The organism is Niallia sp. Marseille-Q9988, from assembly GCF_976954375.1.
In genome coordinates this window covers 1-13,235 of the sequence record NZ_CDRJSZ010000024.1, presented here as the reverse complement: position 1 = coordinate 13,235, position 13,235 = coordinate 1, and the positions used below count along the sequence as shown (strand labels likewise).

The window sequence follows — 13,235 nt, the reverse complement described above, 5'->3', positions numbered from 1 at the left end:
CCTTTTTTCAGCTGTTCAAATAATGGAAAAAAATGGAGGTGTTTTTTTGAAAGATAAAATAACCACATTGAAAAACCTACTTTTTATTATAATGGTCATTGGTTTCGCATCAGGATGTAATGGTAATCAAAATGAATTTACTCAAGGTAATAGTACTTTTGGTATTTCACAAGTACATACAAGTAAGCCAATTGATCAATCCGTTGCCAATCATGCGAAAGAAAAGATAATTGCCAAGGAAGATATTACAGACGTAAAAGCTGTGAATACTGATAAAGAGCTTATGGCAGCGATTAAAGTTGAGAATTTTGATCGATTTCGATTAAAGAGTATCGAGAAGTCAGTAAAATCCGACTTAGAAAAAAAGTATCCCGACTATAAAGTTTTTGTTTCGACTGATAAAAAAATATTCTGGGAGCTCGAAAAGGTCGAGCAAAGACTGAAAAAAAACGATATGAATAAGAAGAACTTAAAAAATGATTTGAACAAACTGAAAAGTCTTATGAAGGAACAAACCTAAAGAGGAAGGATCGAGTTATGTCTAACAATCAAAAGAAACAACTTACTCCTGTGCAACAGGAATATCAAAAATTGCAAAAACAACGAGAGATCAAAAGACCGGTTGTTAAAAATTGTATTAAGGCCTTTTTAACCGGTGGACTTATTTGTTTGATTGGTCAGCTTATTTCAGACTTTTACATTTATTATTTCGATTTTACTGAGCAAACGGCCGGAAATCCGACGGTGGGTACGTTAATTTTTATTACAATGCTTCTTACTGGTTTTGGCGTATATGATCGAATGGCCCAATTTGGTGGGGCTGGAACAGCTGTACCTGTAACAGGTTTTGGCAATGCGGTCATATCACCTGCCATTGAACATCGAACCGAAGGATTTGTACTGGGCGTAGGCGGCAATATGTTTAAACTAGCCGGTTCTGTCATTTTATTTGGTGTGTTTTCTGCTTTTATCATTGCCTTAATTAAAACAATTTTAATCAGATGGGGTGGTTTATAATGCTAGCAGGTCATCGTACATGGATCTTCGAACAAAAGCCTGTCATTATCTCCACTGGAACCGTTGGTGGACCATTTGAAGCCAATGGTGCTATCCCAGATGATTTCGATACTCTTCATGCTGATTTATGGCTTGGGCAGGATTCCTATGAGAAAGCACATAAAATCCTTTTTGAAGAGGCTTGCCAAAAAGCCATGGAAAAAGGGGGCATACAAAAGGATCAAGTTCAATTTATCCTAGCTGGGGACTTAATCAATCAAATCACCCCAACAAGTTTCGCTAGCAGAACGATTGGAGCTCCTTATTTTGGCTTATTCGGTGCTTGCTCTACCTCGATGGAAGGACTGGCTCTAGGTGCTTATATTGTAAATACAAAAGGAGCGAAATATTTGTTAACAGGAGCTTCCAGTCATGATACAGCTGTTGAAAAACAATTTCGGTATCCAACTGAGTATGGTGGACAAAAGCCACCTACGGCACAATGGACGGTTACTGGTGCAGGTGCAGCCCTATTAAGTGATTCTGGGGAAGGACCTCATGTCACATCTGCCACAATTGGTCGTGTAATCGATATGGGATTGACAGATCCATTTAACATGGGAGGAGCTATGGCGCCAGCTGCGGTTGATACCATTGAAGCCCATTTAAAGGAACGAAATGTTGAGCCATCTTATTACGATTTAATTGTAACCGGTGACCTTGGCCAAATCGGACAGGAAGTGTCCATGGATCTATTTAAAAAGCATGGAACTCCTATTAGTGAAGAACAATACCAGGATTGTGGCCTTATGATTTATCGGGAAGGACAACCCGTTCTTGCAGGAGCAAGCGGTGCAGGCTGTTCAGCAACGGTAGTTTATGGGCATTTATTAAACCGCATGAAAAAAGGTGAATTTAAACGAATGTTAGTTGTGGCTACAGGTGCTTTGCTTTCACCGTTGTCCTTTCAGCAAAATGAAACAATTCCTTGTATCGCCCATGCAGTGTCAATTGAATACGGAGGTGAACAATTAACATGATCTATTTTTGGGCTTTTGTCGTAGGCGGTTTAATTTGTATCATTGGGCAAATTATGTTTGATGTATTTAAATTGACACCAGGTCATACCTTAAGTGCTCTTGTAGTGATTGGGGCTCTTTTAGATGGATTTGGACTATACGAGCCTTTGATTGATTTTGCTGGGGCAGGGGCTACCGTTCCGATTACAAGTTTTGGGAATTCGCTTATTCATGGTGCGATGCAGGAAGCAGAAAAACATGGGTTAGTTGGTGTACTGACAGGAATGTTTGAAGTAACTAGTTCTGGTATTTCAGCTGCCATTGTTTTCGGCATGATAGGAGCTTTAATTTTTAAGCCAAAAGGATAAGGAGAATTAGGATGACAGTAGGATCAGATGTTAAACAGTGTTTTGCCAGTCTAAAAGGGGTAGAAGCAAGTCTCTCAAGTTTAGCATTACGGACTCTTGATGATGAATCGAAGCGAACTTTGCATGAGGCTATGATGGTAGTACACGAAGTAACAAAAGATTTAAAAAAAAGAGTAGGAGAACTAGAAGGAGAGGAACTTCAGTACAAAGGTTTCTAGAAAAACTATATTTACAGGGGGTGTAAGCAGTGCCTGAATGGTTAGATATAGCTGTACGCTCAGCATTATTTGTTGCTGTTTTATTTTTCATTACAAAATGGTTAGGGAAAAAGCAAATTTCAGAACTATCTTTCTTTGAATATGTCACCGGTATGTCTATTGGAAGTATTGGTGCAGAAGTGGCTACGGGACTTGAACGGAACATTTTTCACGGAATTATTGGAATTGTCATTTTTGCGGCTATTCCCTTTTTCAGTGATTTAATTTCCTTAAAAAGTAAAGGTTTTCGCAATTTTATAGAAGGAAAAGCAACTGTATTTATCAAAGATGGGAAGATTATGGAAGATAATTTAAAAAAGGAAAGATATACGACAGATGAACTGTTAGAGCTACTTCGCAGGAAGGATGTCTTTCAAGTCTCTGATGTAGAATTTGCTGTTTTAGAGGCAACAGGTGATTTATCTGTGATGCTAAAGAAAGAAAATCAACCTTTAACAGCAAAGGATATAAACTTGAAGGTTGCTTCAATCAAGGAGCCTCAGACCATTATTATGGATGGTACAATAATGGATGAACCACTAGCCACGATTGGACGAAGTCGGGCTTGGCTACAAACTGAATTAGAAAAACTAGGGGTAACGATTGAAAATGTATTTCTGGGACAGGTTAATTCTTACGGAGAGTTAACGATTGATCTGTTTGACGATAAATTACAAGTCGCCCCCCCACAAGAAAGACCCTTAATTCTTTCAACCTTGAAAAAATGTCAAGCAGACTTAGAACTATTTGCTCTTGGAACGGAATCAAAAGACGCCAAACAAATGTATAGGTTAAACAGTGAAAAATTACAAGAAGCCATTGATAAAGTGACCCCTATTTTAAAAGGATAAGGATTTAGCTTAGATTCATACATGACGAAAAAAAGATACCATTTTTAATTGAAATAAGTTTAAAAACCTTAGTCCAATTTCGGACTAAGGTGAATTTTTTTACGAGGTGTTAGAAGTGTCTATTTTTTTAGTTAAAGTTATTTTTATCTATATTGTGTTTATTGTAGCAGTAAATATTTTAGGGAAATCAGCTCTATCCCAACTTACCCCTCATGATTTTGGAGCGATTCTTTTTTATCTTAATCGAAATTTAAAGGAAAGTAGATATCCTTTACCTGAGCTGTTGTCTAATTTAAGAACAACAGGATATCCGGATATTCACGATAATGAATATGCGATTTTGGAAGCAACAGGTGAAATTAGCATTTTTCCAAGAAAAGAATTAGTTCCTATTACTCCAAAAGATTTACATATGAAAGTGGAATACCGCGGATTACCCATAGTCGTTGTCATTGAAGGGAAAGTGCAAAAGCGTAAATTAAAATTTATCAACAAAAATGAAAAGTGGTTAAAGGAAGAACTAAAGGCAAAGTGATATCTTCAAATCAAAGATTTTTTTTATGCTGCTGTTAGAGATACCGATCATTCATTAAACATTAACAAAAAAGATGTTAACGACTAATTTTAAGACGATTTCCTCCCAATATAAATTAATGTTTTCTCTTATTTACTCCTTATTGCATTTACCAATTTCATTTTCCAAATTTATAAAAAATTATACCTATATTTAGGAATTTACCAGATGGTAATTTTCAAAATCACTAAGTCTCTAGTTAGGACAGTGCCCAGATCATTACGCCTTTCTTGATGTCAGAACTTTCCCAACCTTAATTCTCTTTTTTTCGTTCTTAATATCTTATACAAGTTCTTATAAAGGTAGTCCATAATATATAACAGACAATCCCTTCATATTCCATACGTATACTGGTTACATAGTTTGTACATGATAAGAGAAACAGAAGGAGGGATTCCAGTTGGAGTGGATTTTTTATCTATACCTGTTAAATACGTTCTTTATCTTATTCATAGCAATTTGGGAAGTTCGTCGGCCTGCCAAGGCTTTGAATTGGATAATAATCGTCCTTTTTTTACCTGTCATTGGTTTCTGGCTATATCTTAGCATATCAAACCCTAAGTTTATTCATCGAAAAAGATTGACCTGTTCTAAAAATGAATCTAACAAATTACCTGAGACATTCGGTGCTTCAGCATCGGTAATTGCCAATGCTTTACGGCATTTCACTGTGAATGGGCTTCGAATGGGCCAAGTCCAAGTGTTTAACAATGGGATAGCAAAATATGATCAACTCCTTGTATCCCTGCAAAAAGCCCAAGAAACCATTGATCTGGAATATTTCATCTATCGGAACGACCAAATTGGTAATCGAATCACAGAACTGCTAATCGAAAAAGCATTAAATGGAGTGCAGGTTCGTTTTATGAGAGATAGCTTGGGGAGTTATAAATTCCCGCGTGAAAAAATCCGGCAGATGGTTGAAGCAGGGATAGAATGCAGGACAATATTTCCTCTGCGATTTCCCTGGATTTTGTCCAATTGGAATTATCGGGATCATTGTAAGATTGTGACGATTGACAGAAAGGAATCCTTTACTGGCGGTATGAACGTTGGGTATGAATATACAGGATTAAAGCCAGACGTAGGATTTTGGAGGGACACTCATTTGCAAATTATAGGGGAAGCAACAGGCGACTTGCAGACTATCTTCGACGTTCATTGGAATATCGCTGTACCAGAACGGATAAAGTCAAAAACAAAATCTGAGGCAACGAAAAAGGCCACTAAAATCCCAAAATATAAATCAAAGGAAATCAATCCAACCGGCAGCATAGATCTTTCAAGATGGCCTGCCGAATTAGGATCTGAGTTATGGCCTATAGAAGGTAAAACAGACAATACCCAAACAAAGACAGGAGAATTGCAAAAAGCGTACATCCATACGTTGGAAGGAAACCCTGGAATTCCTACCCCAGTTATTCGTCAAGCTTACTTTATATGTATAACACAGGCGACCAAGACTATTGATATAACAACTCCCTATTTTGTACCAGAAACGGATATTATCATGGCATTAAAGACAGCAGTAACTCGTGGTGTCCGTGTAAGATTGCTGGTTCCTCGCCACAATAATCAAAAAATCGTGGGTCTTGCAAGCCGTACTTATTACGGAGAACTTATAGAAGCTGGAGTTCAAATCTACCAGTACGACAAAGGAATGATACATGCGAAGGTGTTGACCATCGATGAGGAGATTGCTGCCGTAGGCTCAGCAAACTATGATATGAGAAGTTTTCGCCTGAATTATGAGGTGTGTCAAGTCTTGTACAGTACTGATGTGGCGATGGAACTTACACATCAATTCGAGCGTGATCTTGCTGATTCTGTACCATTAAGAATTGAAGACTTGTTGCAACGATCCCTGACCGAGCGCATTGTTGAACAGGGTTCTCGCCTGCTCTCTCCATTATTATGAGTTGATGTATCCTGTTTTTATTGTTCTATGTTAAATCTAGATTTAAAAAATTTCATTGTTTTTAAAATATTTCTGATTGATTTGAAAAGAGTCGAAAACCCTTGTTAGAAGAACTTTCAATATGGTTTTTTTCTTATTTACGATGGAAATTCATTACTAAAAAACGGTAATACTAAAAAGGCAGCTCAAAGAGTTTGAATTCAAAAATATCTGTTACCTTTTCATTTAAATATAGAGGTGATATCAATAGATAATATATTTGAAAATCTTAAGGAAATACGTTTATTAGAAGATAAGCTCTATCATTTAGAATTAAATGGTTGGCTAAAAAATGAGTTTTTAACTTGGGAATGGTGGATACTAGTCGTTTTTTTAGTTGTGCCTTGGGTTATATGGGCTAAACTTGTTAAACGAGACATTATTTTAGAAATTTTGTTATTTGGTACCATAATTATCATAACAACAACCTTATTAGATGTAGTTGGCTTACAATATAGGTTTTGGGATTATCCAATTGCATTCTACCTATTATTCCTAGGGCCTTTCCCTTTGATTTTTCAATGATACCTGTAGCTTACATGTTGTTATATCAATATTTTAGAACATGGAAAATTTTTATAATCGCACAAATCACTATGGTACTCACATACGCCTTTATTGGTGAACCTTTTTCCGAGTGGGTCGAACTTGTGTATTATTATGAGTGGAGATACAGTTATTCATTCATATATTACATCATGGTTGGAATTGTAACTCGAGCTTTAATACTAAAACTAGCCTCTTTATCTAAACCTCAAGATCTTACAACTAAGTAAAATTTAAATTGGAGGAAAAAACTTTGGAAGAAGTCAATATTGGTTTACTGACGATCAAAGTCATCGTTGGTTTTGCCACTTTATTTTTTATCATTATCATAACAGGCAGAACATCCATCTATCAGTTAACCCCGTTTCACTTAGTTTTTGTGTTAGTACTTGGAGATCTTTTAGGAAATACCATTTATGAAGATAAGGTAGGGATTTTTCATTTTTTATATGCCATCGGATTGTGGACGTTTCTTATGTTTGGAATAGAGTTTATGACTCTAAAAAATAAATCGACACGTTCTCTCTTATTAGGCAATCCTAACATCATCATTCGAGATGGTGTTATGGACAGAAAGTTACTTACAAAGAACAAATTGGATGTAAATCAAGTATTGAGTATACTCCGTCAAAATAATGTCTTTTCAGTTCGCGAAGTCAAATACGGTATATTGGAAGCTAATGGGCAAATAAGTTTATTATTAAAATCCAAGTATCAAAAACCAGACAAGCAAGATCTCAATCTTCCAGAAAGTCCAGTAGACCTCCCAACATCGTTAATTATAGATGGGGAAATTTTATGGGATAATTTACATGAACTCGGATTTGATCAACAGTGGTTAGATAACCAATTAACTACCAATGGATATGATAATGTAAAGCGTATACTTTACGCAGATTGGCGAGAGAGTGAAGGCATACATGTAAGTCCTAAATAAAATTTGTTAGGATAAGAGCATTTCTTGGTGAATATAAACTTTAGTCTTCAACAATCAGGCGCTTTAATGAAGTAACTAAAGCCTAATTTTTCACTTATAACACCGAGTATAAATGCTAATTTAATAATGTACAGAAATGATTACATAAGAATGTACAGTTTAGTGTCATACATGCATACTTACACTGAGGTGAAGAGGATGCATGTACATCTAGATATAAGTACAGATATAGAAATTAATTGTTTGGAAGATTTACCAAAGTTAAAGCTTCTAATGTAGAGCCTAAATATGAAAATAAATAAAAGTAGATTAGGGCGGGAATTAGGTGTAGATAGGAGGACAGTGGATCGATATTTAAATGGGAATAGTTCTTGCAAAACTCGTAATAGAAAGTCAAAAATAGATGACTTATATAACGTTATATCTGAGCTACTTTCAGAGGAATCTATACAAACCTTTTACTACAAGAGGATTCTATGGGAGTATCTAAAAGATAACCATGGGTTAGAATGTTCTCAGTCATCTTTCCGACGCTATATATCTGATAAACCTGAATTCCAGGCATACTTTAGTGATGGAAAAAGAATTCAAGCGAACAAGACCGTTGTTCGTTTTGAGACCCCTCCCGGGGAACAAGCACAATTTGATTGGAAAGAGAACATTAGATACATAACAAAAGAGGGGGAAATTATATACGTCAATGTCGGGGTACTAGTGTTAGGTAATTCAAGATTCAAGTCTTATGGACTAACCATGTCAAAGTCACAAAGTGTACTAATATCCTTTTTGATGGAAAGCTTTGAAGCGTTTGGAGGAGTTCCAAAAACAATATTAACGGAGATGTGGGCATTGTGGTAGCCCATTTGGAAGAAAGGTATGGAACTCTACCGATGAAAGGCTTAGAAGAATTGTCTGGAGATGTAATGGAAAATACAGTGTCAAAGGTGAAAAAAGCTGTCAGAACGTAAGCGTCAAATAGACCCCACCTATGTTTTAGATGGGGCCTGGGTTATTATTTAGTTAAGTTTTTTAAATGAAATACAAGACACTGGTAGTGTCGTTGACCAAGGAAGTAGTTGGTCAAGGTTATCATGATCTGTCAGATCCAAGTTGGGAAGCTGCTCAAATAGATAGCGAAGATAGTAATATGGATTCAATCCGTTTGCGATCGCTGTCTCCACGATACTGTATATGATGGCACTGGCTCTCGCACCATTTGGTGTGTTACTAAACAGCCAAGCCTTCCTTCCAAGCACTACTGGCTTAATAGCCCTTTCGCTTCTATTGTTATCGATTTCTAATCGACCATCCTCTAGAAATGCCACTAACTTATCCCACTGGTTTAGACAGTATGTAATAGCTTTTCCGAGACCACTTTTAGGCAACACATGTTGTTCTTGTACTTTTAGCCATGACAAAAAAGAGTCTAGTATTGGTTTACTTTGCTCTAGACGTTGTTTATACCGTTCTTCCGGCTCTAATTCCTTTAACTTTCGCTCAATCGTGAAAAGTTGATTACAGAATTGGAGACCTTCGGTCGCAGCGACTGGTTTTATACTATTTGTAGGCAGTGCTTTTAAGACATCGGTAAAACCACGTCTGGCATGAGCCCAACAACCAACAAGTGTTACGTTTTCTACTTTATGATATCCGGCATAACCGTCGACTTGAAGAAAGCCTTTGAATTCCTTTAAGAAGTTCATTGGATTTTCTCCAGCTCTGGTTTCTTGATAATCATATAGTATGATGGGAGATCCCTCGACACCTGTACGGTATAGCCACAAATAGGATTTAGATGAAGCGGATCTACCTGGCTCTTGAAGCACTTGAAGAGTTGTCTCATCCGCACAAACAATGTCAAGCTTAACTAGGAGCTGATGCATCCGACTATATAGCTTGCTTAACCAACGATCTGCTCCGTACATCATCCAATTAGCCATCGTTTGACGAGATAATGTTATACCCAAACGATGTAGATGTTTTTCCTGTCTATATATAGGAAGTCCCTCTACATACTTTTGGCTCATGATATGTGCCAACATAGATGGAGATGCGAGACTTCCCGCAATGACTGGCTTCGGCATGGGCGCGGTTTGGATCGGCGTTTCAATGGCCTCCTGTTCACAATGGCGGCATGAATAAACATGGCGCACATGCTTCACCACTTTTACTTCAGCTGGGATATATTTTAATTCCTGACGGACTTCTGTACTCATTTCATGCAGGTTTCCACCGCAACACGAACAGACCTGCTCTTCATCGGATAAACGATAATCGATCGTTTCCACAGGCAGATTTTCTAACATCAACTGACGTTGGCCGCGTTTCTTCTTACGGCGGTAGGTGATGGTTTCTACGGTAGGTTCGGGTGATGCGAGGTCCGCTTCTTGTTCAACTTCATTAAAAAGAGTTAGTTCCAGTTGACCTGGAATGCCCTTTTCGCTAGATACACCAAAACGTTTAGACTGATGAAGGCGAAGCTGTTCTTGTAACCAACTAATCTTGGCTTCAGATTCACTTTTTTCCTTTTCTAGCTTCGCCTCTAAGTCTGCGTTTTTCTGTTCCAAGAGTTGAACGCGCTCGAGAAGTTCTTCAATTGTAGGAGTTGTGTTTGCTGTTTTCTTTGTCTTTTTCATGATTTCATTATACTATAAGATCCAACCGATTACTCTCATAATTTCATGTTTAAACGACAGTTTTTGCAGAAACGACGGGATGTGCTTTTGTCTGTTCTAATGATAAACCATCTAACAACCAATTCAATTGGCGACGTGAGATTTTATACGGACCTAAGCTCCCATGATCAGATGGCCAGTGAAATGTTCCACGTTCGAGTCTTCGGTAGTACAACCAAAATCCGTTGGTATCCCAATGAAGAATCTTGAGTTTATCGCGTTTCTTGTTACAAAAAACAAAAAGACTCGATGAAAAGGGATCTAGATTGAATTCCATCTGAACGATGATAGCTAATCCATCAATGGATTTTCTCATGTCCGTGCTACCTCGAGCGAGGTAGACACTCTCAATCGTTGATGCATTTAGCATATGGATTGAAGTGTCCTTACCACATCTACAAGCAGCTGGGGATCAAAGCCTTGTTTGACCTCTAACGCTACGTGACCAACATGAACAACTATGTTAGATTGAGAGTCTGTCATTGTTTCATCCATTTCTAATGTAATCCATTGTGAAGGGGTATTTGACGTGTCTTCGGTTGTTTTAAGCTTCTTCTTCCAATACCAGAATTGATGAATACTGACCTCGTTGGCTGCACACCAATTTGAAGCACTTAGTCCGCTTGTCATATAGTTAGCAATCCGTTTTTCCCATTCAACTCTAAGATCGGATCTCTTCATATAGCAAAACCTCCATTATGTGTAATCTCTAGGAGATTATCGCATATAAAAAAGCGTCAAACCATGTGGGTATAGTTTGACGCTTACGTCAGAACAAACATATTGACGATAAAGTCTTATACCAAGCTTTTATTAACACGTTTAATGCCATCATAGAGAACAAAGATTATTTTTTAGAAAAATGGCAGCAGAACATAGATAGTGAAGATTATTTACAAAAATATAGAGTAAGACAGTTTATTGAGCTCATTGAAAAAGCAGAGCCAATAACAGAGTTTGATTTGGAGTTATATTTTACATTGATTAGAAAGTTGACTGTATTTGAAGGGGAAAGAATTGTTGTGAGTTTATTAGATGAAACGGAAATAGAATGTGAGATTGAGTAGATTATTATTGGTCTTGAAGGGTTTGTATTCTGCTATTTGGGTTAATTCTATGGAAGTTGTGTTAAAAGAAACACTCTAAAAATTGGTACAGATACGAATCCATTTGTACAGAACGTAAAATAAAGGATTTATGAATAAACGTATACAAAATTGGAATAATATCTTTGAAAATAAACAAGGAGGATTGAATATGTCATTAGTACCTTATGATCCATTTAGACAATTATCAAATATGAGAAGAGAATTCGATCGTTTCTTTTCGGAATTACCAATTTCGTTTGACAATGAACATGGTATAGGTGGGATTCGAGTAGATGTTCATGAAACTGAGAATGAGATTGTGGCAACATGTGATTTACCTGGTCTTGAAAAGAAAGAAGATGTAGATATTGATATACAAAATAACAGATTAAGCATTAGTGGTTCTATCAAGCGTACCAATGAAATAAAAGAAGAAAATATGTTAAAAAAGGAACGCTATACAGGTCGTTTTCAACGTATGATAACACTTCCAAGCCCCGTTTCACATGATGGGGTTAAAGCTACCTACAAAAATGGAATACTTGAAATAACAATGCCAAAAGTGGCGAAGGACGTAAAAAAGAAGATAGATGTAAGTTTCCAGTAACATGAGTAAATTGCTACTGGTCATGAAAGATTTCGGGTATGACTACATGCAGGAATTAGCTAAAGAAAGTCCTGATTTGGTGGATTTGATAATTTTAACTATTCATTCACCTGAACAACAAAAGAAAAAGGTCATTTCTGAGTTAACAGATAATATTAAGAAAAACTTTTTATAAATCTGATAAGGATCATAGGCTTTATATAAGCTAATAAATAATCATTATAGTACCTAAATTGTAATTAATTCATCGAAAGAGAAAGACAAGTTAAATAACTTGTCTTTTTTGTTTTACAATTAACAAAAGATTATTTGGTCAATCTTTGTAATAACATGTTTACTATAACCAACATAAATAATTATGAATAACAATACCATAATTTTGTAATGCTAACTGTAAACTAACATTTTGAGAGGATATTATGTACATAAATAAAAACTTATCTGTACAAGTCAAAGATCGATTAGATTATTGTGATGACTTAGTAATTAGGACATTTCCAGAGTTGAAAATTGAGGTATTATATTTTGGTCATCTAGTAGGGGTACGGAAACGATTCGAGGATTGAGGGGCCACACAGGTAATAATTTACATTCTGTTATATCCCCTCTTTTTCCTCCATTTCCTTTAGCTTACGATAAAACGCTGCCTGACTAACCTTTGTAATGGCACATATCTCCTTTACCGTTTTATCTGTTGTATTTCGTAATTCAATTGCGTGGTTCATTCCTGGATGTTTATCCGTATATTTTTTTACTCTTCCTCGATATTTACCCTTTTGCTTGGCCAATTTAATCCCTGAACGTTGCTTCTCTTTAATCATTTCTCGATCTAGCTCACTAAATGCTGCCATTACAGTTAAAAAGAATTTACCAGTAGGTGTCCTTGTATCAATTCCTAAATTAAGGATAACAAAGTGGATGTTCCTTTCACGAAGCTGTTCAACTAGCTGTAACAACTGAACAGTGTTTCGACCAAGACGATCCATTCGAGTCACAACTAAGGTATCTCCAGTTGTAATCTTGGAAAGAAGTTCATCCAATTGTTGCTTCTGTTTAGAAACACCACTGATTTTCTCCTTTACAACTTCGTCTACTCCAAATTTTGTAAGTTGTTCGATTTGGGTATCAAGGTTTTGGTCTTGTGTACTAACCCGGGCGTATCCATAGATCATATTTTGTCCTCTTTTAATATGTATTTTTGATAGGTGTTATTGAGAGTCTATCAAGCTAATATGTCACTTTAGACGTTATTTTGCACCAATTTTAATCGCTATTTTGCATTATAAGTAATAAAAAAGTTATCTTAAAATGATAGCTGATAAGTTAAAATAAAGTTCTTCAACTTAAAATTAAGTGGTTA

General features: G+C 36.4%; 16 protein-coding genes and 3 pseudogenes. 15 read left to right on the top strand and 4 right to left on the bottom strand.

The features are described from left to right. Positions 1-46 precede the first annotated feature (46 nt). The 12 genes and pseudogenes from ACWNMZ_RS24910 to ACWNMZ_RS24855 all read left to right on the top strand — a co-directional run. Positions 47-520, top strand: a complete 474-nt coding sequence (locus tag ACWNMZ_RS24910) for a YhcN/YlaJ family sporulation lipoprotein (protein ID WP_066235784.1) — start codon at positions 47-49, stop codon at positions 518-520. 17 nt (positions 521-537) lie between these two features. Then, positions 538-1,017 carry a stage V sporulation protein AC gene (gene spoVAC, locus ACWNMZ_RS24905; RefSeq protein ID WP_066235783.1) on the top strand — a complete coding sequence of 160 codons (480 nt, stop codon included), beginning with the start codon at positions 538-540 and terminating at the stop codon, positions 1,015-1,017. After that, complete coding sequence (spoVAD, locus tag ACWNMZ_RS24900; protein WP_061794311.1) at positions 1,017-2,036, top strand: stage V sporulation protein AD; 1,020 nt, start codon at positions 1,017-1,019, stop codon at positions 2,034-2,036. The genes spoVAC and spoVAD overlap by 1 nt, the downstream gene beginning before the upstream one ends. Further along, positions 2,033-2,383, top strand: coding sequence for a stage V sporulation protein AE (gene spoVAE, locus ACWNMZ_RS24895; RefSeq protein WP_235252841.1), 351 nt, complete (start codon positions 2,033-2,035; stop codon positions 2,381-2,383). Before spoVAD ends, spoVAE begins: the two co-directional genes overlap by 4 nt. A gap of 11 nt (positions 2,384-2,394) precedes the next feature. Further along, positions 2,395-2,601, top strand: a complete 207-nt coding sequence (locus ACWNMZ_RS24890) for a DUF1657 domain-containing protein (RefSeq protein WP_009336483.1) — start codon at positions 2,395-2,397, stop codon at positions 2,599-2,601. A gap of 29 nt (positions 2,602-2,630) precedes the next feature. Next, a complete protein-coding gene (locus ACWNMZ_RS24885) occupies positions 2,631-3,491 on the top strand; it encodes a DUF421 domain-containing protein (RefSeq protein WP_251629965.1) in 861 nt (286 codons plus the stop codon). A gap of 115 nt (positions 3,492-3,606) precedes the next feature. Beyond that, a pseudogene (locus ACWNMZ_RS24880) lies at positions 3,607-4,113 on the top strand (DUF421 domain-containing protein). 352 nt (positions 4,114-4,465) lie between these two features. Further along, complete coding sequence (locus ACWNMZ_RS24875; RefSeq protein ID WP_251629968.1) at positions 4,466-5,983, top strand: phospholipase D-like domain-containing protein; 1,518 nt, start codon at positions 4,466-4,468, stop codon at positions 5,981-5,983. A gap of 237 nt (positions 5,984-6,220) precedes the next feature. Continuing rightward, the gene (locus ACWNMZ_RS24870; protein ID WP_226793915.1) at positions 6,221-6,547 is read left to right on the top strand and encodes a hypothetical protein; all 327 of its coding nucleotides are present in this window, start codon (positions 6,221-6,223) and stop codon (positions 6,545-6,547) included. A 274-nt stretch (positions 6,548-6,821) separates the two neighbouring features. After that, positions 6,822-7,505 carry a DUF421 domain-containing protein gene (locus tag ACWNMZ_RS24865; RefSeq protein WP_047945101.1) on the top strand — a complete coding sequence of 228 codons (684 nt, stop codon included), beginning with the start codon at positions 6,822-6,824 and terminating at the stop codon, positions 7,503-7,505. A 198-nt stretch (positions 7,506-7,703) separates the two neighbouring features. Beyond that, positions 7,704-8,345 (top strand): annotated as a pseudogene (locus ACWNMZ_RS24860) (IS21 family transposase); the annotation flags it as partial. Positions 8,346-8,397: 52 nt separating this feature from the next. Beyond that, positions 8,398-8,484: pseudogene (locus ACWNMZ_RS24855) on the top strand (hypothetical protein); the annotation flags it as partial. Between the two features lie 37 nt (positions 8,485-8,521). Here the strand turns inward: ACWNMZ_RS24855 and tnpC are convergent. The 3 genes from tnpC to tnpA are packed head-to-tail and all read right to left on the bottom strand — an operon-like array spanning position 8,522 to position 10,861. Then, positions 8,522-10,141, bottom strand: a complete 1,620-nt coding sequence (tnpC, locus tag ACWNMZ_RS24850; RefSeq protein WP_048717388.1) for an IS66 family transposase — start codon at positions 10,139-10,141, stop codon at positions 8,522-8,524. A 49-nt stretch (positions 10,142-10,190) separates the two neighbouring features. Continuing rightward, positions 10,191-10,550, bottom strand: coding sequence for an IS66 family insertion sequence element accessory protein TnpB (tnpB, locus tag ACWNMZ_RS24845; protein WP_031540354.1), 360 nt, complete (start codon positions 10,548-10,550; stop codon positions 10,191-10,193). After that, positions 10,544-10,861, bottom strand: coding sequence for an IS66 family insertion sequence element accessory protein TnpA (tnpA, locus tag ACWNMZ_RS24840; protein WP_031540353.1), 318 nt, complete (start codon positions 10,859-10,861; stop codon positions 10,544-10,546). Before tnpA ends, tnpB begins: the two co-directional genes overlap by 7 nt. A gap of 576 nt (positions 10,862-11,437) precedes the next feature. On the opposite strand from tnpA, the gene ACWNMZ_RS24835 reads away from it, so the two are divergent. From ACWNMZ_RS24835 to ACWNMZ_RS24825, 3 genes are all read left to right on the top strand, one after another. Next, a complete protein-coding gene (locus ACWNMZ_RS24835) occupies positions 11,438-11,875 on the top strand; it encodes an Hsp20/alpha crystallin family protein (RefSeq protein WP_251628283.1) in 438 nt (145 codons plus the stop codon). 22 nt (positions 11,876-11,897) lie between these two features. Then, positions 11,898-12,050 (top strand): hypothetical protein, encoded by a 153-nt coding sequence (locus ACWNMZ_RS24830; RefSeq protein WP_449598952.1) that lies wholly within the window; start codon positions 11,898-11,900, stop codon positions 12,048-12,050. Positions 12,051-12,294: 244 nt separating this feature from the next. Further along, the gene (locus ACWNMZ_RS24825; protein WP_155986803.1) at positions 12,295-12,441 is read left to right on the top strand and encodes a hypothetical protein; all 147 of its coding nucleotides are present in this window, start codon (positions 12,295-12,297) and stop codon (positions 12,439-12,441) included. A gap of 30 nt (positions 12,442-12,471) precedes the next feature. Here ACWNMZ_RS24825 and ACWNMZ_RS24820 read toward each other — a convergent pair whose 3' ends face one another. After that, positions 12,472-13,047: a recombinase family protein gene (locus tag ACWNMZ_RS24820; protein WP_031540329.1), complete on the bottom strand. Its 576-nt coding sequence runs from the start codon at positions 13,045-13,047 to the stop codon at positions 12,472-12,474. Between the last annotated feature and the right edge of the window lie 188 nt (positions 13,048-13,235).

Bases quoted from the DNA above. Each gene is read 5' to 3' on its own strand.
- ACWNMZ_RS24825 (WP_155986803.1), top strand. From the start codon at position 12,295: ATGTACATAAATAAAAACTTATCTGTACAAGTCAAAGATCGATTAGAT.
- ACWNMZ_RS24890 (WP_009336483.1), top strand. From the start codon at position 2,395: ATGACAGTAGGATCAGATGTTAAACAGTGTTTTGCCAGTCTAAAAGGG.
- spoVAD (WP_061794311.1), top strand. From the start codon at position 1,017: ATGCTAGCAGGTCATCGTACATGGATCTTCGAACAAAAGCCTGTCATT.
- spoVAE (WP_235252841.1), top strand. From the start codon at position 2,033: ATGATCTATTTTTGGGCTTTTGTCGTAGGCGGTTTAATTTGTATCATT.
- tnpC (WP_048717388.1), bottom strand. From the start codon at position 10,141: ATGAAAAAGACAAAGAAAACAGCAAACACAACTCCTACAATTGAAGAA.
- ACWNMZ_RS24830 (WP_449598952.1), top strand. From the start codon at position 11,898: ATGAAAGATTTCGGGTATGACTACATGCAGGAATTAGCTAAAGAAAGT.
- tnpB (WP_031540354.1), bottom strand. From the start codon at position 10,550: ATGCTAAATGCATCAACGATTGAGAGTGTCTACCTCGCTCGAGGTAGC.
- ACWNMZ_RS24820 (WP_031540329.1), bottom strand. From the start codon at position 13,047: ATGATCTATGGATACGCCCGGGTTAGTACACAAGACCAAAACCTTGAT.
- spoVAC (WP_066235783.1), top strand. From the start codon at position 538: ATGTCTAACAATCAAAAGAAACAACTTACTCCTGTGCAACAGGAATAT.
- ACWNMZ_RS24835 (WP_251628283.1), top strand. From the start codon at position 11,438: ATGTCATTAGTACCTTATGATCCATTTAGACAATTATCAAATATGAGA.
- tnpA (WP_031540353.1), bottom strand. From the start codon at position 10,861: ATGAAGAGATCCGATCTTAGAGTTGAATGGGAAAAACGGATTGCTAAC.